Below are 16,888 nucleotides of genomic sequence, written 5' to 3' on the forward strand. Positions count from 1 at the left end.
TACCCCGTCGGCGCGGTCACACCTCCTGCCTCGTCCGTCTCGACAGCGCGGAAACAGGGCGGAACCCTGGCCGAACCCGGACGGAAGCCGGGCGTGAGAGGTGTGGCCGCGTACGCAGCCGTACGGTGGCTCAGGCCGCCTTGCGGTACTGCTCCGCCGGGGCCCGGGTCGCCTCCGTACGTATCCGGGCCAGCGCCCGGTTGAGCAGGCGGGAGACATGCATCTGTGACACACCCAGTTCGGCGGCGATGGCGCTCTGCGTCCTGTCCTCGAAGAACCGCAGGTACAGGATGCGGCGGTCCCGCTCGGGCAACCGGGCCAGCACCGGCTTGACCGTCTCGCGGTCCTCGACGAGCGCGAAGGCGTCTTCGAGCGCGCCGAGGACGTGCAGCAGGGTGTGCGCGTCACCGCCTTCGCCACCGTGGTCGAGGGCGGCGTCCAGGGACAGCGACCGGTAGCTCTCCAGCGCCCGCAGCCCCAGCGCGACATCCTTCTCGGGCAGCCGGGTGTACGCGGCGATCTCTTCGGTGCTGGGCGTACGCCCGTCCAGGGTGGTGCCGAGTTCCTTGATCGCCGGACGGACCTTGTTGCGCAGTTCCTGGATGCGGCGCGGCACGTGCACGTGCCAGGTGTGGTCGCGGAAGTGCCGCTTGAGCTCGCCCGTGATGGTGGGCACCGCGAACTGCTCGAACGCGTCCGCGCGGTCGGGGTCGAACCGGTCGACGGCCTTGACCAGGCCGAGGGCGGCGACCTGCTTGAGGTCGTCGAGGTGCTCGCCGCGCTCCCGCAGCCGGTACGCGAGACGGTGGGCCATCGGCAGCCAGGCGGTGATGATGCGCCGGCGTATCTGCTCCTTGACCGGCCCGTCCTCCAGCGTTGCCAGCAGACGGAACTCGTCACTGGTGTCGACATCCTTGGCACCGCGCTCATGGGGGCGCGCGGTCGCGGGGGTGGCCATCGCCGGCTCTCCTTTACCGCTTCACTCGGGTTCACGTGGGGTGGTCACAGGCAGGCGAGAGGCCGGTCCGGAAAACGACAGACGGGCCCCTCGGCAGAAATAAGGGAAGGGTGCCTACGGTTCCGAAGCACTGCCGCTCGTGTGTCCCGGCCGACCGGCCTTACACCCGGCATTCGGGCGTTGCCGCTGTGGTGTGAGTCACGGAGCGGGCGCCCCGCTGTACGGCCCCGCAGTACGGTCATCCCGTCGCACGGCCGGCCCGGTGCGCGGCCCCGCGCATGAGCACCGTGCGCGCGCCCCGCTCTACCGGAGCGGCAACGCCTCCGCGACGGTGACCTGCGACGGGGCGAGTGCCGTCGCCCCGTCCTCGATGTCCCACAGGGAGTTCTGCAGCAGCCGGCCCAGCGTCCAGCCGGCCGCCCGCTCGCGGTCCAGCCCGAGCGCCTCGGTGAGCAGGTCGAACCGGCGGCGTACCACGCGGTGCGCCCGGCCCGTCGCGGCGATGTCCTCCCACCCGCTGTCCAGGGCGGGCCACAGGTCGAAGCCGGGGTCACCGGCCAGCGGTTCCGGGTCGATGGCCAGCCACGGCTCGCGCTGCCCGGCGAGCACGTTGCCGTAATGCAGGTCCCAGTGCAGCAACCGGTCCCCCGGCTCGGCGGCCAGGTCGGCCACCACCGAGGCCCAGCGCCGCAGGTGCTGCCGGTCGGCGGGGTCGGACAGCGCCGTCACCGCCGCGGGCGTCTGCTCCAGCATGCCGGCGGCGATGTCGCCGAGTCCGCGCAGGCCCTCCGGGGCGGGGACGGCGACGAGGCGCCGCAGCAGTCCGGCCAGGATGGTCATCGCGGTGTCGTCGTCCGCGACGGACGCGAGCGTACGGGCCCCGTCCAGCCGCTCCAGCAGCATGACGCCGCCCGTCCGGTCGTGCGCCATCAGCCGTACGGCGCCGTCACCGTTCCAGGTGCGCAGTCCGACCAGCGCGGCGTCGGTCTCCTCCGTGGGCGGCTGGAACCGCAGTACGGCGTGCGTCCCGTCCGTACGCAGGACCGGCAGGACGAGCGAGGCCATCCCGGACCGGGCCGCGCCGTCCCGCCTCAGTTCCCAGCGCTCCAGGAACTGCGCGACCTGGGCGGGCAGGGCGGCGAGCCAGGCTCGTCCGGCGTCGCTCTTGCCGTACGACGCGACCAGCGCGTCCGGGACGTCGACGCGTTCCGAGATGTTCATCAGGGGGTTCCTCATGCCGGGGCCGGGACCGGGCCGGGGCGGCCGGGCCGGAGCTGCCCGGGCCGGGGCCCCGGGGCCGCGCCGCGAACCTATCGGAGTTCCTCGCGGCGCGATCTTGCGTGGTGGCTTTCCGGCCACGTCAGGGACGGCGCTCCGTGACCGTCATGGGGATACGGTCGGCCGCCGCCACCGCCGAGGCGATCTCCTTCGGGGTGTGGCCGGGGACGGGGACGAGCTTCCACCGCGGGAGCCAGGTGGCCAGGGCGATGGTCGCCTCGGTGTAGATGAACTGGTCGCCGAGGCACTTGCGGTTGCCGGCACCGAAGGGGATGAACGTCTCGCGGCCGAGACCGGCTTCCCGCTGCCGTTCGGGCAGCCACCGGTCGGGGTCGAAGCGGTCGGCGTGGGCGTAGACGTTCGGGTCGCGGTGCAGGGCGTAGAGGCTGAAGGCGACCTCGGTGCCGGCGGGCAGCCGCACGCCGTTCAGGACCACCGGCTCGGTGGCCCGGCGCATGAGGAGGGTGACGCCGTGCAGGCGGATCACCTCGTCCAGGACCCGGCGGACGGTCGGCAGGAGGGGTACGTCCTCGATGGTCACCGGGCGGTCGCCGACGACCTCCGCGATCTCCGCCACCATCTGCCGCTCCACCTCGGGGTGCCCGGCCAGTTCGTGGAAGGCCCAGGCGAGCGTGCCCGCCGTGGTCTCGGCGCCGGCGAAGAGGATGGTGCTCAGCTCGTCCCGTACCTCGGTGTCGGACAGCCGGTCGCCCTCCGCGAGCAGCAGCGACAGCAGGTCGTCGTGGCCGGTGTGCTGCTCGGTACGGGCGGTCCTGATCACCTCGTCGATGACCTGGCGCAGCTCCGCCACCGCGGCGTCGAACTCGCGGTTGGGGCGGATCGGCAGCCGGTCCAGGATCTTCGGGGAGGCCGCGCGGAGCAGCAGGTTCTTCAGGGCGATCGGCAGGTTCCTGCGGATCGCCTCCACCGCGGGCCGGCCGATGTCCGAGGAGAACATGGTGGAGGCCAGCGTCTCGATGCTGAAGGAGGCCATTTCGTGGGCCACGTCGAGTTCCTGACCGGCCGTCCACCGGTCGGAGACGGCGCGGGCGTTGCGCCGCATCGTGTCGGAGTAGGCCGCGATGCGGTCCTTGGCGAACATCGGCTGGATGAGCCGCCGGTGTGCGCGGTGCAGTTCGCCGTTGGCGTTGGCGAGGCCGTTGCCCGCGAGGGGCCGCAGCCGGTCGAAGAAACGTCCCTTCTCGAAGGAGCGGGCCTGGCGCACCGTCACCTCGTGCACGACCTCGGCGGACGTCGCGACGTATATGGGCATCGTGCCGAGGTTCAGGCGTACGAGTTCGCCGTGCGCCCGCAGGGACGTCAGGAACCCGAACGGGTCGCGCCACAAGCTCACCGCGTGCCCGAGCAGCGGCACCGCCCCGGGCGCGCGCGGGACCGACTCCGAACCGACCGACTGCTCCGCTACTGCCACGACTCGTCCTTTGCTCGGGCGGAGCGCCGCACCGGGAGGTACGGCGCACGCCGGCGGACCGGAGCGGAAGAGGCACCGTCAGGGGCGGCGCGGGACGGCGGCGTTGTGCCCGCCGCGCATCTGTCGTGCCGCACCGACACCGCTGGCCCTCCGTTCCGGTACGACCGGCCATCCATCATGATCAATTGTCCGGCAGGTCCCGTAAAGGGGGCGTCCCGGGCCGGTTTCCGCCCCGAAGGGACCGTTCACCTTCTCCTTCCGTGCCCTTCCCGGCCCGTTCCGTTTGGCCCGGTGCCGCACCGGCCGCAGGGCGTGCGGACCGCGCACGGGTCGCGTGCGGACCGCGTACGGGCTGCGTGCGGGAGCGCCATGCCCCGGCGATATGCTGCGCGTTGCCCCGCCGTTGCTTCTCGGAGGACCTGTGACCAGCCCCTTTCCCGGCTCCCCCAGCACCCCGTCCCTGCCGTCCCCGCCCGCGCAGTGCCCTGCTCACGCACAGGGAGCCGGCGGACTGCGGCGGCTGTACGGGCCCGAGGCGGAACGCGCACCGCACGATCTGTACGAGCGGCTCCGCCAGGAGCACGGGCCGGTGGCGCCCGTACTGCTGCCCGGCGAGATCAGGGCGTGGCTCGTCCTGGGACACCAGGAGAATCTGGAGGTCCTGCGCAACCCGCTGCTGTTCTCGGCGGACTCCCGCCGCTGGAACGTCCGCCTGGCGCCCGACTCGCCGCTGCTGCCCATCACCGCGTACCAGCCGGTCATCGCCTTCGCCGACGGCGACGAGCACGCGCGGCTGCGCAGCGCGGTCACCGACAGCCTGGCGCGCATCAACCGGCACGGGAACCGCCGCTACGTGGTGCGTTACACGGACCGTCTGCTCCACGCGTTCGCCGCGGCCGGCCAGGCCGACCTGGTGACCGACTTCGCGGAGAAGCTGCCGATCCTGGTGCTGAGCCGGCAGTTCGGCATACCCGAGCAGGACGCGCTGCCGCTGGGTGAGGCCGTACGCGATCTGGTGCGGCCCACCGAGACCGCCGTGAAGAGCAACCAGATCGTCGTCGAGACCATGGAAGAGCTGATCCGGCGCAAGAAGGCCGCGCCCGGCGACGACCTCACCAGTTGGCTGCTGCGCCACGAGGCGGGCCTGTCCGACGACGAGGTGCTCCAGCACCTGCGGCACGCGCTGGTCGCCGCGAACGAGAACACCGCCAACCTGGTGGCGAACACGCTGCGGATGGTGCTCACCGACCGCCGCTTCCGCGGCCATCTGGCGGGCGGTCAGATGACGCTGCCGGACGCGCTGGACCAGGTGATGTGGGACCAGCCGCCGCTCTCGCTGATCCCGAACCGCTGGGCCACCGGCGACACGGTGCTCGGCGGACAGCGGATCAACGGCGGCGACATGGTGCTGCTCGGCCTGTCCGCCGGCAACCGCGACCCCGCCGTACGCCCGGACCTGTCCACGCCCGTGCACGGCAACCGTTCGCATCTGGCGTTCGGCAAGGGCCCGCACGAGTGCCCCGGCATGGACATCGGACGGGCCATCGCCGACACGGCCATCGACACGCTGCTCGCGCGGCTACCCGACATTCAACTGGCGGTGCCGGAGTCCGAGTTGTCGGTCACCACGTCGATGGTGTCCAGCCGGCTGAACACCCTTCCCGTGCACTTCACCCCGCAGCGGCCCAAGCAGGGGGCGTCCGCGGGCGCCCAGCCGCAGCCCCGCGTCGAGTCCCGGGGCACGGCCGGCACGGCTGCCACGGCACCGGACCGTGGGTCGTGGCGGAAGCGGATTCTTCCGCGGTAGACGAAGAGCGGCAGGTCAGGAGCCCGGGGCTGGGACCGCGTACCGGTGGAGTCACCGCCGCGGTCACAGCCCCCGGACGTACCGTCAACTGCGCGGCCGCCCGGCGTTCAGCCGGACCGGCAGGGCACGGACGCCCTGGACGGAGATGGACGCGAGCCGCTCCGGGGTGCCGGCGGCCTCCAGGTCCGGGTAGCGGGTGAAGAGCGCCTTCAGCGCGATCCTCGCTTCCAGGCGCGCCAGGCGCGCTCCCAGGCAGTAGTGCGCGCCGTGACCGAACGCGAGGTGGTCACGGCGCGTGGGGCGGGCCGGGTCGAAGACGTCGGGGTCCGTGTGCCGGCCCGGGTCGCGGCCCGCCGCGTACAGGCCGGCGAGGACGGGTTCACCCCGGGCCACCCGGACACCGGCTATGTCGACGTCCTCGACGGCGTATCGCATCAGGGCGTGCCGCACCGGCGAGGAGAACCGGAGGGTCTCGTCGACCAGCGCGGTCCAGACGTCGTCGTCCGTGTCGTCGGCCCCGGCGTCCGCGGGCCCGGTGCCCGAATCCGCGGTCCCGGCGCCCGTGCTGCCGTCGTCGGTGCCCACTTCGGTACGGGCGCCACGGCCGCCGCCGTGAGCGTAGGGGCACGCGCCCCCTCCACTCCCCCGTCGGGCCGCTTCGCGGACGTTCGCCAGCGCGTCCGGGTGCTCCAGGAGCGCGTGCACCGCGCTGCTGATGAGGTTGAGCGTGGTCTCGTGTCCGGCGATGAGGATCAGGAAGAGCGTCTCGACCAGTTCCTCCTCGCTGAGCCGGTCGCCGTCGTCGTGTGCCTGGATCAGGGCGCTGGTCAGGTCGTCGCCCGGCGCCGTCCGCTTGGTGGCGATCAGCGCGGTCAGCGACCGGTGGATCTCCGCCTGGGCGACCCGGATGTCCTCCGCGCCGTCCTCCTGCGGGGTGACCAGGCGTTCGAAGGCGCTGCGCAGCCCGGACACCGCGGCGTCCGGTACGCCCAGCACCTCGCAGATGACCCGTACCGGAAGCCGGTAGGCGAAGCGGTCGCGCAGGTCGACCGGTTCCCGCGGGTCCGCCTCCGCGAGGTCGTCGAGCAGTTGCTCGGCGATCTCCGTGATCCGGCCTTCGAGCGCCGCGATCGGCGCCCGGGTGAACGCGCTGCTCGCCAGTTTCCGCAGCCGCCGGTGATCGTCACCGCCGGCGTGCAGCATGCCGGCACCGCGGATGACGGCGATCAGTTCCCAGTGGTCTGGGACCCGGCCGGAGACCAGGTCCGGCCAGTGCGCGGCGTCCTTGGTCAGTTCCGGGTGACCGAGGACCAGCCGGGCGGTGGGGTGGTCCACCGCCGCCCAGGCCGCCACGTCACCCGGAAGTCTCACCGGCACCAGGCCCCCTTCCGCATGGAGCTGTCTCGCCTCCTTCGCGGGGTCGGCTTGGGGGACCAACGGGAACAACGGACGGTGCGTCAGCGACACGACAACTCCAGGAACAACCATCATTACGGACACATACGACGAGAACCCACATCACGAGCCCCGTCCCACCATCTGCCCCCACCTTCACCTGGTTGAATCCACAGCACCAGGTGCCGTCGCCCACACCGGCCCGCGAACACCCGGACCACCCGGGCCTCCGGCCCCGCCCGCAAGGTGTCAGGTGCGCCAGACCGGACGGCCGAAGACGGAAGCAATTGGCCGGGGTGCGGCTGTCCCGTGCGGCCCACGGGGATTCCGGCGCTCCGGCACGGGCGGGATTCCGCCAGAAAACCTGCTCCTCCGGCGACGCTGCCGACGCAGCGGTCCCCCACCTCCCACCGGCGCCGTTCCCGCACGAGGCCACGCCGCGACGTGCCGTGGAGCGGCGGATGGCCACATCCTCGGCCTGCGCACCGAGCGAACCAGTCGGCGTCATTCGCCCTGCGGAACCCGGCCCCCGCGGGGCTACCTTGACTGACGGCCCGGGGAGCGGCCCCGAGCCGTAGCGAGGGGGAAGACATGGCCAACGCGGACTTCCGGGCCAGGACGTCGATCCGCCGGAACCAGGCCTGGACATCCGGTGACGGCAACACCCTTCTGCGCCTGCAGGAGGACGGCAACTTCGTCGTCTACCGCCAAGGCAAGGCGGCCTGGCAGGCGGACAACGTGTACCCGAACGGCGACACGGCCTCCTTCGAGATGGACGGCGACCTCGTCGTCTACGACTCCGGCGGCCGGCAGATCTGGCACTCCGACACCAGCGGCAACCACGGAGCCCTGTTCTCCGTGCAGGACGACGGCAACGTCGTCATCTACAACGCCGACGGCCGCCCGATCTGGCAGACCAACACCGCGGGCTGACACCGCGTACCGGTACGGCGAACCGGGCCCCTGCCGAGTTCCGCGATCCAGCGGCGGCGGGGGCTTGCGCCGTGTGGCGGCTGCCGTCCGAACACCCCCGGCCACCGGCGGGGAGCCCGACCGCTCGTACCCGGCCAGTACCCGATCCGTACCTGACGCCTCAGTCGCCGAGGGCCTCCGCCATGCGGTCGAGGTCGGCAAGGAGGGCGGTCAGACGCTGCTGCGGAATGGCGGCGACCATCCGCCGTTCGACGGCGTAGACGGCGCCGCGGGCCAGTTCGAGGCGGTCGCGGCCCGCGTCGGTCAGATGGGCGGGAAGGGCGCGGCCGTGGTCCGTGGTGCGCGGCCGGGAGACCAGCTCCGCGTCCTGCAGGCCGCGCAGTACGACGTTCATGGACTGCCGCGTGACGAACGTGCCGCGGGCGAGTTCGGCGTTGGACAGACCGGGCCGGTGGTCGAGCAGTTCGAGGCAGGAGTACTGCGGCACCGTCAGGCCGTACTCGCGCAGGGCCTTGTCCATGGCTCCGCGCAGGGCGGCGGCGGAGCGTTTGAGGCGGTACCCCACGTGCTCGGTGATGTCCTGGGCGGGGTGCGGCAGTCGCACGGGACTCCGGCCCTCCGCGGGCCTCCCGCCTTGTGCGGGCTTCCCGCCCTCCGCGGGCTTCGGGTGTGCTGCGGGCTTCCGGTCTTCCATGTCAGGAGTTTGACACAGCTTCCCGCCGTACGTACATTCCTCGATGTCAGAGTCCTGACATCACGGTCCCGGCATGCCGGACACCACGGAATGGGGAAGACCTATGACCGCCACCCTCCTCGGCCCCGACTTCGTCGCTCTGCAGGTACGCGACGTCGAAGCGGCAGCCGCCTTCTGCGAGAAGCACCTCGGTCTGCGCCGGGCCCCCGCGTCGCCCCCCGGCGCGGTGGTGTTCGCCACCGAGCCCGTCGCGTTCGCCGTCCGCGAGCCGCTGCCGGGCGTGGACCTCGACGGGGCCGACCGGCCCGGCCTCGGCGTGGCCCTGTGGTTCCGCACCACGGACGCCCAGGAACTGCACGACCAGCTCACCGCCGCCGGGGTGACCGTCCTCAGCCCGCCGCGGGACACTCCGTTCGGCCGGGCCTTCACCTTCGCCGGCCCCGAGGGGTACGCCATCACGGCGCACGGAAACTGACCGGCGACCCGGGCGACGACCGCGGCGGGGGCATCGAGGATCACCTCGCCGTGGCAGGGTCACTGGTCGGGGGTGTCGCCGCGGTCGAGCTGCGGACGGCGTGCGATGCGGAGGGGCGGGAGGGCCGGGGGCGGCGTGCGGCTTCGCCGGGGCGGTGAAGTGCTGTGGGCGGAGCCGAGCGTCACGGATGGAGCAGCGCTCCGCCGGTGGAGCAGCGCTCTTCGGGGGAGTGCGGCTGCGCGGCGGAGCAGTGGGCCGGGTTCCGGGCGGGTGCCCGTCCGGGGCCCGGTCGTGCGGCGGCCTCTGAGGCGGCTGAACAGTGGCGGGATGCGCCGTGGATGATTTCTGCGCCCCCTGATGACGACCCGTGCTCCGGTATGCGCTTCGTGCGCCGGTGCCGCGCGTCCGCGGCCTCGGCGTAACCGTTCCTAGGGGGTTTTGTGATGTTTTTGTAGGCGCACTCTGTGCTTGGGGGAGTCATGGACTTCGGGGGCCGGGGGGAGGGCATCATGTGTGACAGCCGGTATGGCGCCCAGGTCATCCACGGGCCCGACGGCAGATCGTCATGCAACTGCGGAGCAGCCGGATGGCAGAGAACCATGGTGTCCCGACGGAGGAAAGTGTGAGCGCCGGCGAACCGCTGTCGGTGTACTTCACCTCCGCCACCTGCCCGGAGTGCCAGAGCGCGAACGACGGCCTCAACGGCCGTTTCGCCTGCGGCGCTTGCGGCACCACCTATGCATTGGAGCCGCCGAAACTCTGAACTCCCGGGCAGGACGTCACCCTTCGGCCCGCTCCTGCGTGATGCTCCAGGCGTACTGCAGCCAGTCCGAGATCGTGACGGCGCTCAGTCCGCAGGCGGCCAGCCGGGTGGCACGCGGGGCGACGGCGTAACCGCAGGCCAGCGAAGTGCCGACCCAGGCGGCGAGGCAGAAGGGGCAAGCGAGCAGTTCGCCGGTGGCCAGGCGGAGCCCGTGACCTCGGGGCTCGTCCATGACTTCGCTGGCGCTGATGGTTCCCGTACGCCGGGTGAACGGCGCCCGCACCAGGCTGGTGATCTTGTCCTTGGCCAGCAGCCGCGACGCCTTGTACGTCGCGGCCCCCAGGAGCAGCACGTCCCACGGTGGCACACGGGCGGGCAGCGTACGTCCGGACCTCCGGAAGCCCAGCGCGAACAGGGCCGTGGCCGTCACATAGGCCCCGGACAGCACGGCGTAGCCCCGCAGGGGCACCTCCTCCGCTTCCGGGCCGCCGGGCCCGCTTTCTTCGGGGCGCGGGTTGACTGCCATGCTGCCTCCTACGACGACGTCGAGGCTGGACCGGTACCCCCGGAATCGCCCGGTGCACGCCGATGGGGCGAGATACGACCGAACGTGTCACCGGCTTCTTCGGCGCTCCCACGGCTGCACATCCGCCCACCGGGCCCACGGGGGCCGGAACGTGGCGCCCGCGAGAGCGCCTGCGCCCCGGCCCGGCGCGTCCACACGTCAGGCGGTGCCGCTACCGCCCTTCGCCTGGTCCTTGATCTCCTTGAGTATCTGGAGCAGGTCGGCCGTCTCGCCGGCGGCCGGAGCCTTCACCGACGCCGTGGTGCCGTAGTCGGAGTAGGTCGAGGTGACACGCATCGTGCCCTGCGGCGTCTTGATCTGCGAGTCCATCTTCACCGGGTACTGGTCACCGTCGACCCAGACGTCGTAGTCGTACCCCTTGATGCCGGTCTTCTCCATGTTCGCGACCAGCTTCTCGCGCTCGGCGGGCGTGAGGAGCTCCACGGTCTTGCGGCCCTTGACGGCCTCCTGGACCGTCAGCGAACCCCGGTAGTGCCGCACCTTCCGGCCGTCCACCTCGGCGGGGCCGAGGTCCTTGATGTCCCGGGAGTTGAGCAGCATGGCGAGCTGCTGGGACGGGTCCTGCTGCATGTCCTGCAGGCCGGCGGTCATCTGCTGGGCGGCCTTGCCGCCGGCGTCCGCCGCGGCCGCCTTCAGGTCGATCTTGGCCCACTTCTTGTCACCGTAACCGTCGGCCGGCGTGCCCTTACCGGTGCGCAGGTCCGTGTAGATGGCGTCGTCGGCCCAGATCACATGGTTCTTCTCGGCGTCGCCGGCCGCGGCGCCGGGCTTGCTCTCGCTCACCGTCACGTCCATGGCCAGCGGGTGCCAGCCCATGACGCCGGCCACCCGGGTCTCGCCGCCGTTTTTCAGCGACATGGGCACCGACATGGTCATCGAGACCTTGGCGGTCTTCGCCGCCGCCGTCTTCTTGTACGCCGCCGTGAGCGCCTGCACCGACGCACTCTGCCCCGCGCCCTGCTCGGCGCTCTGCCCCGCCTTGGTCTTGTCGCCGCCGTCCTGGCAGCTCGTCAGGCTCGCCGTCACGGCCACGGCCGCCAGCGTCACTCCCGCGCGCCGCGCGATGTGCTTCTGCACGTCCCACCCCTGTTGCTCCACCCGTGACGGTGCTGCGTACACGCCACCCGGGTCATTCCTGTTATCTACGCAACGCAGAGTAATGCATAGGTCTGACATTCCGGTTCGAATTACTCCTCGCCCGCCGGCACCACGCGCAAGTGTGCGACCGCGCCATGGGCACTAATTTTCGCGTACGTCGGCGGAGGCGTAACACGCGCGTCGTCGGAGAACCCGGACATTCGCGCAGCGCGCTTCCCGAACCGCTCCGACGAAAGGTGGCCGGCCATGACCTCGCCCGCCGCGGGTTCCCACTACCACTTGCTCACCCTCACCGGCCATCCGCCGACGGCCGCCGCACGCCTGGTCAGGGCAGTCCGGTCCGGGGCGACGACCCCGACGGTGCTGGTGGACGTGACCGCGACCGGTGACCTGGACGTGGAGGCGCTGGGCGCGCTGGCCCGCCTCTCGATGCTGCTGCGTTCGGTCGGGGGCGGAGTGGTGCTGGTCGGCGCCAGTCCCGTGGCGCGCCAATTGACCGCCCGTACCGGCACCGCCTGGCTGCTGCCCGCCCACCGCGACGTCGAGGCGGCGGTGGCGTCCCTGCCCGCCTCCGGGCGGCCGTGGACGGTCACCGAACTGGCGCCGGGCTGCAGCAGCGCCTTACCCCAGCCCGCGGAGGGCGGCTGAGCGGCGCGGAAGGAGGGGCCGTCCAGGCCCGGTGGGCGAACGGGCCCGGTGGGCGTACGGGTGGGACCCGGTGGACGTACGGGTGAGAATCGGCGGATGGACATCCGGCAGCTGGAGTACTTCCTCGCCATCGTCGACCAGGGCGGTTTCCACCGGGCCGCCGCGGCCCTGTACGTCTCCCAGCCGTCGTTGTCGCAGTCGGTCCGGGCGCTCGAACGAGACCTGGGCAGCGACCTCTTCCACCGCGTCGGCCGGCGGGCGGTGCTCACGGAGGCGGGCCGGGCCCTGATCGAACCGGCCCGTGCGACGGTACGGAGCCTGGCCACCGCGCGGGCCAGTGTCGCGGCGGTGCACGAACTGCGTACCGGCCGGGTGGACGTGGCCGCCATGCCGTCCCAGGCAGTGGAGCCGCTGACCACGATGATCCGCGCCTTCAGCGGACGCCACCCGGGGGTGTCCGTGGTCATCAAGGCCGCGTTCACCTCCCGGGACGTGGTCGAGATGGTCCGCACCGGCACCGTCGAACTCGGACTGCTGGCCACCACGGGCCCGCTGCCGGACAAGGAGGTGGTGTCGCTGCCCGCGGGGGAACAGCGCTTCGTGCTCGTGGTCGCCCCCGACGGCCCGTTCGCCGGGCGGCGCGAAGTGGCCTGCGAGGAACTGGCGGGGCAGCGGCTGATCGTCGGGCAGCGGGGCACCGGGATGCGCGCCTACGTGGACGGCCTGCGCGAACGCGGGGTCGCGTACACCGTCGCCGCCGAGACCGAGCACCGGGTCGCCCTGCTCCCCCTGGTCCTGGCGGGGGTGGGATCGGCGGTGGTGACGGAGGCCTGGCGGGCCATGGCCGAACAGGCCGGCGCCCGGGTGCTGGAGATCGCACCGCGGAGCACGCTGAACATCGGGCTGGTCAGCCGCCGTACGGGGATGTCCCCGGCCGCACGGGCCTTCGTGACGGCGGCACTGCCCCAGGCAGGGTACTGACGACGCGCGTGCGGACCCGCCCACGGCGTACCACCGTCCGAGCGCCGGCTCCGGTCCGCCCCCACCACCGCTGGGAGCCCCCACCGCCGCTGATAGCCCCCGCTGATCAGGCAGATCGGAACTGCGTCTTGGACCGCCGGCAGGCCCCGTTGCTGCAATCGGACCCATGACGAACCACCGTATTGCCCTGATCCCCGGCGACGGCATCGGCACCGAGGTCCTGCCCCCGGCGCAGCAGGTGCTCGACGCCGTCGGCCGCCGCCACGGCTTCGCGTTCTCCTGCACCTCGTACGACGACTGGTCCTGCGAACGCTACTTGCGAGAGGGCGCGATGATGCCCGCGGACGGCCTGGACCAGTTGCGCGACAAGGACGCCGTCCTGCTCGGCGCGGTCGGCCGCCCGGACGTACCGGACCATGTCTCGCTGTGGGGGCTGCTGATCCCCATCCGCCGCGGCTTCCGCCAGTACGTCAACCTGCGGCCGGTGCGCGTCTTCGAGGGGATCGACAGCCCGGTGCGGGGCGCCGCGGCCGGAGAGGTGGACTTCGTCGTCGTACGCGAGAACGTCGAAGGCGAGTACAGCGAGATCGGCGGACGCCTGAACCGCGGGTTCCCCGAGGAGGCGGCCGTGCAGGAGTCGGTGTTCACCCGCGCCGGGGTGACCCGGGTGCTGGACTACGCCTTCGAGCTGGCGGCGAGCCGCGGGGGCAGGCTGACCTCGGCCACCAAGTCGAACGGCATCGTGCACACCCTGCCCTTCTGGGACGAGCTGGTGGCCGAACGCGGCGCCGCGCACCCCGGGGTGGCCTGGGACCAGGAGCACATCGACGCGCTGGCCGCCAAGTTCGTGCTGGAACCGGCCCGGTTCGACGTGGTGGTGGGCTCCAACCTCTTCGGCGACATCCTCAGTGACCTGGCGGCCGCCGTGGCCGGCTCCATCGGCATCGCGCCGGCCGCCAACCTCAACCCGGAACGCGAGTTCCCCTCGATGTTCGAGCCGGTGCACGGTTCGGCACCCGACATCGCGGGGCGCGGTGTCGCCAACCCCCTGGGGGCGATCTGGTCCGCCGCCCTCATGCTCGACCACCTCGGACACCCCGGTGCGGCCAAGGACGTCACCGACGCCATCGCGGCAGTCCTGGCCAAGACGGACGTCCGCACGCCCGACCTGGGCGGCACCGCCACGACGGCGGAGTTCACCGAAGCGCTCCTCGAACTCCTGTGATCTGTCCACCTCTTCGCGAACCCGTCTCTTCCCGATCCCGTTCTCTCGTCCGCCCGTCCCTTCCCTGACCCGACTCTCCCCTGACCCGACTCTCCCCTGACCGGTCCGCGCCCGGCTGTGTCCGTTCCCCGACGAGGTGATACGCCATGGCACCACCCGAGTCCGCCGTGCCGGCCGGGCCACCGGCCAAACCCTGGTACCGGCAGCTCTACTTCTGGGTGCTGACCGCCATCGTCGCCGGCATCGTGACCGGCTGGCTGTGGCCGTCGGCCGGAGCGGCGCTGGGGCCGGTCGGCACCACGTTCGTGTCCGCGATCAAGATGCTGATCGCGCCGATCGTCTTTCTGACCGTCGTGGCCGGGATCGGCAGCGTCGACAGCCTCGGCCGGGTGGGCCGCGTCGGTCTGAAGTCGCTGGCCTACTTCCAGGCGGGCACCCTGCTCGCCCTCCTCCTGGGGCTGCTCGCCGTCAACGTCTTCCAGCCCGGCGCCGGCGTGCATGCCGACCCCGGCAGTCTGCGGCTGGAGGGCGACGCCGCCCGGTACGCGGAACGCGGGTCGGGCCAGAGCTGGTGGCACTTCCTCACCGACCTGGTGCCGAGCAGCGCGGCCGGCGCCTTCGCCGAGGGCGACGTCCTCCAGGTCATCTTCCTCTCGGTGCTCTTCGGTGTCGCCCTGAAGACCGTGGGTGCGGCCGGGCAGCCGATCGTGGACGGTGTGGCGCGGCTCGGCGCCGTGGTGTTCAAGATCCTGCACTACGTCATGCTGGCCGCCCCCGTCGGCGCGTTCGGCGCGATGGCGTACACCATCGGTACGTACGGCATCTCCACCCTCACCAGCCTCGGCCGGCTCATCGCCCTCTTCTACGGCACGTCGCTGTTCTTCGTCGTCGTGGTCCTGGGCGGTGTCACCGCGCTGCTGAGGATCAGCTTCTTCCGGCTGCTGTCCTACCTGCGCGAGGAGTTCCTGCTGGTCCTGGGCACCTCGTCCTCCGAGAGCGCCCTCCCCCGGCTCATGGCCAAGCTCGAAGGACTCGGCATCCGCCGCGACATCGTCGGCCTGACCGTGCCCACCGGCTACTCCTTCAACCTCGACGGCAGCTCGATCTATCTCTCGCTGGCCGCCGTCTACATCGCCCAGGCCACCGACACACCGCTCGGCCTCGGCCAACAGCTCGGTCTGCTCGCCGTCATGCTGCTGACCTCCAAAGGCTCCGGCGGTGTCACGGGCGCGGGGTTCATCGCCCTGGCCGCCACCCTCTCGACCGTGGGGACCGTACCGGCCGCCGGCCTCATGCTGATCTTCGGAATCGACAAGTTCATGTCCGAGTGCCGCGCCCTGACGAACCTCGCCGGCAACAGCGTCGCCACCCTCGTCGTCGCCCGCTGGGAGCGCGCCCTCGACAGCGCGCGGGTCAACCAGGTCCTGCGCGCCGAACGGGCCGCCCGGCCGCTCACCCGAAGCCCAGATCCGGCTCCGCGCCGATCAGCTCACAGCTGACGTCCCACAGCCGCTCCGCGACGGCGGTGTCCTTCAGGTGGTCCCACACCGGCTCCCCACGGGGCTCCCCGCGCAGTCCGAAAATCCTCGGGCCCCACAGTCGGCCGCCGGTCGCCAGCGGGTCGAGCACGGCCCGTACGACAGGCCAGGCCCCCGCGTCCTTGCCCTGGACGAGGAGACCGGCGGGCAGCCCGCGCAGCCGCTCGCCGGAGGTCCGTACGTGCACCGGCGGACGCGAGGGCGTGAGGGAGTCCAGTGCGCCGCCGGGGTGGGCCACCAGGCTGCGTACGGGGCTGCCGGCCGCGCGCAGACGGCGGTCGAGGGTGAGACCGAAGTACATCTGCGCCAGCTTCGACCGGCCGTAGGTCCGCTTCGGACGGTAGTCGTCCCCGGTGGACTGCAGGTCGGCCAGGTCGAGCCGTTCGGTCTTCGCCGCGAAGCTGCCGACGGTCACGACGCGGGCGGCCGGCGCGGCCGCGAGCAGGGGGGCGAGCCACCGGGTCAGGGCGACGTGGCCGAGGTGGTTGGTACCGAACATCAGCTCATGGCCGTCCCCGGTCGTCCGCCGGGGCGGATCGTCGAGCGCCACCCCGGCGTTGTGGACCACCGCGTCGAGGTGTCCGAGGGCGAGCGAGCCGGCCGCGGCTTCGAGGGACGGCAGGTCGGCCAGGTCCAGCGGGATGTGGCGGACACGGGCGTCGGGGACGCGGGAGCGGATGCAGGCCGCGGCGGCCGCCGCCTTCGTGCTGTTCCGGCTGCCGAGGACGACGGTGGCCCCGGTTCCGGCGAGCTGTTCCGCGACGAAGTAGCCGATGCCCGCGTTGCCGCCGGTGACCAGAAAGGTTCTCCCCTCGGCGGGCGGCAGCCGCCGCACGTCCCACGGCGGGGACGGCGACCGGCGCGGGGGCCGGGGCGGGGCGGAGGACCGGGCGGCGTTCCGGGCGGCGGGCTGGGCTTCGTCGGACATCATGACTCCTCGATCGCGTGCGGCAGGCGGCCGTGGCCGCGGGTGCCCCGGCCGTCCGCTGCGGCGCCGGGCCGTCCCGTACGCCAAGATCGCGGCGGCTTCCGACAGGTGACCGACACACCGCCGACACCGCTCCCGCACGGGTCCGG

The 16,888-nt window shown here is 72.2% G+C and carries 16 protein-coding genes; 8 read left to right on the forward strand and 8 right to left on the reverse strand.

Features of this window, described 5'->3' with window-relative positions; genetic code table 11:
- Positions 1–130: 130 nt before the first annotated feature.
- From ACZ4QV_RS21770 to ACZ4QV_RS21780, 3 genes are all read right to left on the reverse strand, one after another.
- Positions 131–958, reverse strand: coding sequence for a SigB/SigF/SigG family RNA polymerase sigma factor (locus ACZ4QV_RS21770; protein ID WP_361152615.1), 828 nt, complete (start codon positions 956–958; stop codon positions 131–133).
- A gap of 303 nt (positions 959–1,261) precedes the next feature.
- Entirely contained in the window at positions 1,262–2,179 is a 918-nt protein-coding gene (locus tag ACZ4QV_RS21775) for an aminoglycoside phosphotransferase family protein (RefSeq protein WP_467763282.1), read from the reverse strand.
- A 139-nt stretch (positions 2,180–2,318) separates the two neighbouring features.
- Positions 2,319–3,668 carry a cytochrome P450 gene (locus tag ACZ4QV_RS21780; protein WP_361152610.1) on the reverse strand — a complete coding sequence of 450 codons (1,350 nt, stop codon included), beginning with the start codon at positions 3,666–3,668 and terminating at the stop codon, positions 2,319–2,321.
- 421 nt (positions 3,669–4,089) lie between these two features.
- On the opposite strand from ACZ4QV_RS21780, the gene ACZ4QV_RS21785 reads away from it, so the two are divergent.
- Positions 4,090–5,475, forward strand: a complete 1,386-nt coding sequence (locus ACZ4QV_RS21785; protein ID WP_361590825.1) for a cytochrome P450 — start codon at positions 4,090–4,092, stop codon at positions 5,473–5,475.
- A gap of 84 nt (positions 5,476–5,559) precedes the next feature.
- Here ACZ4QV_RS21785 and ACZ4QV_RS21790 read toward each other — a convergent pair whose 3' ends face one another.
- Complete coding sequence (locus tag ACZ4QV_RS21790) at positions 5,560–6,852, reverse strand: cytochrome P450 family protein (RefSeq protein WP_361590823.1); 1,293 nt, start codon at positions 6,850–6,852, stop codon at positions 5,560–5,562.
- A 609-nt stretch (positions 6,853–7,461) separates the two neighbouring features.
- On the opposite strand from ACZ4QV_RS21790, the gene ACZ4QV_RS21795 reads away from it, so the two are divergent.
- Positions 7,462–7,803 carry a hypothetical protein gene (locus tag ACZ4QV_RS21795; protein ID WP_361152604.1) on the forward strand — a complete coding sequence of 114 codons (342 nt, stop codon included), beginning with the start codon at positions 7,462–7,464 and terminating at the stop codon, positions 7,801–7,803.
- Positions 7,804–7,963: 160 nt separating this feature from the next.
- On the opposite strand, the gene ACZ4QV_RS21800 is transcribed toward ACZ4QV_RS21795, so the two are convergent.
- Positions 7,964–8,323 carry a MarR family winged helix-turn-helix transcriptional regulator gene (locus tag ACZ4QV_RS21800; protein WP_467763347.1) on the reverse strand — a complete coding sequence of 120 codons (360 nt, stop codon included), beginning with the start codon at positions 8,321–8,323 and terminating at the stop codon, positions 7,964–7,966.
- A gap of 277 nt (positions 8,324–8,600) precedes the next feature.
- Between ACZ4QV_RS21800 and ACZ4QV_RS21805 the strand changes: the two genes are divergently transcribed.
- Positions 8,601–8,972, forward strand: a complete 372-nt coding sequence (locus tag ACZ4QV_RS21805; protein ID WP_361152601.1) for a VOC family protein — start codon at positions 8,601–8,603, stop codon at positions 8,970–8,972.
- Positions 8,973–9,558: 586 nt separating this feature from the next.
- Positions 9,559–9,735: a hypothetical protein gene (locus ACZ4QV_RS21810; RefSeq protein WP_361590821.1), complete on the forward strand. Its 177-nt coding sequence runs from the start codon at positions 9,559–9,561 to the stop codon at positions 9,733–9,735.
- 16 nt (positions 9,736–9,751) lie between these two features.
- Here the strand turns inward: ACZ4QV_RS21810 and ACZ4QV_RS21815 are convergent, their stop codons facing one another.
- Entirely contained in the window at positions 9,752–10,261 is a 510-nt protein-coding gene (locus tag ACZ4QV_RS21815) for a DUF1360 domain-containing protein (protein ID WP_361590819.1), read from the reverse strand.
- A 198-nt stretch (positions 10,262–10,459) separates the two neighbouring features.
- On the reverse strand, positions 10,460–11,398 hold the full coding sequence (locus ACZ4QV_RS21820; RefSeq protein WP_361152595.1) for an SCO4651 family lipoprotein: 939 nt from the start codon (positions 11,396–11,398) through the stop codon (positions 10,460–10,462).
- A 267-nt stretch (positions 11,399–11,665) separates the two neighbouring features.
- On the opposite strand from ACZ4QV_RS21820, the gene ACZ4QV_RS21825 reads away from it, so the two are divergent.
- From ACZ4QV_RS21825 to dctA, 4 genes are all read left to right on the forward strand, one after another.
- A complete protein-coding gene (locus ACZ4QV_RS21825; protein WP_361152593.1) occupies positions 11,666–12,067 on the forward strand; it encodes an STAS domain-containing protein in 402 nt (133 codons plus the stop codon).
- A gap of 96 nt (positions 12,068–12,163) precedes the next feature.
- Complete coding sequence (locus ACZ4QV_RS21830) at positions 12,164–13,048, forward strand: LysR family transcriptional regulator (RefSeq protein WP_361639663.1); 885 nt, start codon at positions 12,164–12,166, stop codon at positions 13,046–13,048.
- Between the two features lie 166 nt (positions 13,049–13,214).
- Positions 13,215–14,273, forward strand: coding sequence for a tartrate dehydrogenase (locus ACZ4QV_RS21835; protein ID WP_361152588.1), 1,059 nt, complete (start codon positions 13,215–13,217; stop codon positions 14,271–14,273).
- A gap of 146 nt (positions 14,274–14,419) precedes the next feature.
- Positions 14,420–15,772, forward strand: coding sequence for a C4-dicarboxylate transporter DctA (gene dctA / locus ACZ4QV_RS21840; protein WP_467763283.1), 1,353 nt, complete (start codon positions 14,420–14,422; stop codon positions 15,770–15,772).
- Here dctA and ACZ4QV_RS21845 read toward each other — a convergent pair.
- Positions 15,726–16,742, reverse strand: a complete 1,017-nt coding sequence (locus ACZ4QV_RS21845; RefSeq protein ID WP_467763284.1) for an SDR family NAD(P)-dependent oxidoreductase — start codon at positions 16,740–16,742, stop codon at positions 15,726–15,728. The two genes, dctA and ACZ4QV_RS21845, sit on opposite strands and share 47 nt — an antisense overlap.
- Positions 16,743–16,888 lie beyond the last annotated feature (146 nt).

Source organism: Streptomyces sp. NPDC026394 (assembly GCF_055567735.1).

What these genes read in the sequence shown, in the direction of transcription:
- ACZ4QV_RS21770 (WP_361152615.1), bottom strand. Translation starts at nt 958, where the DNA reads ATGGCCACCCCCGCGACCGCGCGCCCCCATGAGCGCGGTGCCAAGGAT.
- ACZ4QV_RS21775 (WP_467763282.1), bottom strand. Translation starts at nt 2,179, where the DNA reads ATGAACATCTCGGAACGCGTCGACGTCCCGGACGCGCTGGTCGCGTCG.
- ACZ4QV_RS21795 (WP_361152604.1), top strand. Translation starts at nt 7,462, where the DNA reads ATGGCCAACGCGGACTTCCGGGCCAGGACGTCGATCCGCCGGAACCAG.
- ACZ4QV_RS21800 (WP_467763347.1), bottom strand. Translation starts at nt 8,323, where the DNA reads ATGGACAAGGCCCTGCGCGAGTACGGCCTGACGGTGCCGCAGTACTCC.
- ACZ4QV_RS21805 (WP_361152601.1), top strand. Translation starts at nt 8,601, where the DNA reads ATGACCGCCACCCTCCTCGGCCCCGACTTCGTCGCTCTGCAGGTACGC.
- ACZ4QV_RS21810 (WP_361590821.1), top strand. Translation starts at nt 9,559, where the DNA reads ATGGCAGAGAACCATGGTGTCCCGACGGAGGAAAGTGTGAGCGCCGGC.
- ACZ4QV_RS21815 (WP_361590819.1), bottom strand. Translation starts at nt 10,261, where the DNA reads ATGGCAGTCAACCCGCGCCCCGAAGAAAGCGGGCCCGGCGGCCCGGAA.
- ACZ4QV_RS21825 (WP_361152593.1), top strand. Translation starts at nt 11,666, where the DNA reads ATGACCTCGCCCGCCGCGGGTTCCCACTACCACTTGCTCACCCTCACC.
- ACZ4QV_RS21830 (WP_361639663.1), top strand. Translation starts at nt 12,164, where the DNA reads ATGGACATCCGGCAGCTGGAGTACTTCCTCGCCATCGTCGACCAGGGC.
- ACZ4QV_RS21835 (WP_361152588.1), top strand. Translation starts at nt 13,215, where the DNA reads ATGACGAACCACCGTATTGCCCTGATCCCCGGCGACGGCATCGGCACC.
- dctA (WP_467763283.1), top strand. Translation starts at nt 14,420, where the DNA reads ATGGCACCACCCGAGTCCGCCGTGCCGGCCGGGCCACCGGCCAAACCC.
- ACZ4QV_RS21845 (WP_467763284.1), bottom strand. Translation starts at nt 16,742, where the DNA reads ATGATGTCCGACGAAGCCCAGCCCGCCGCCCGGAACGCCGCCCGGTCC.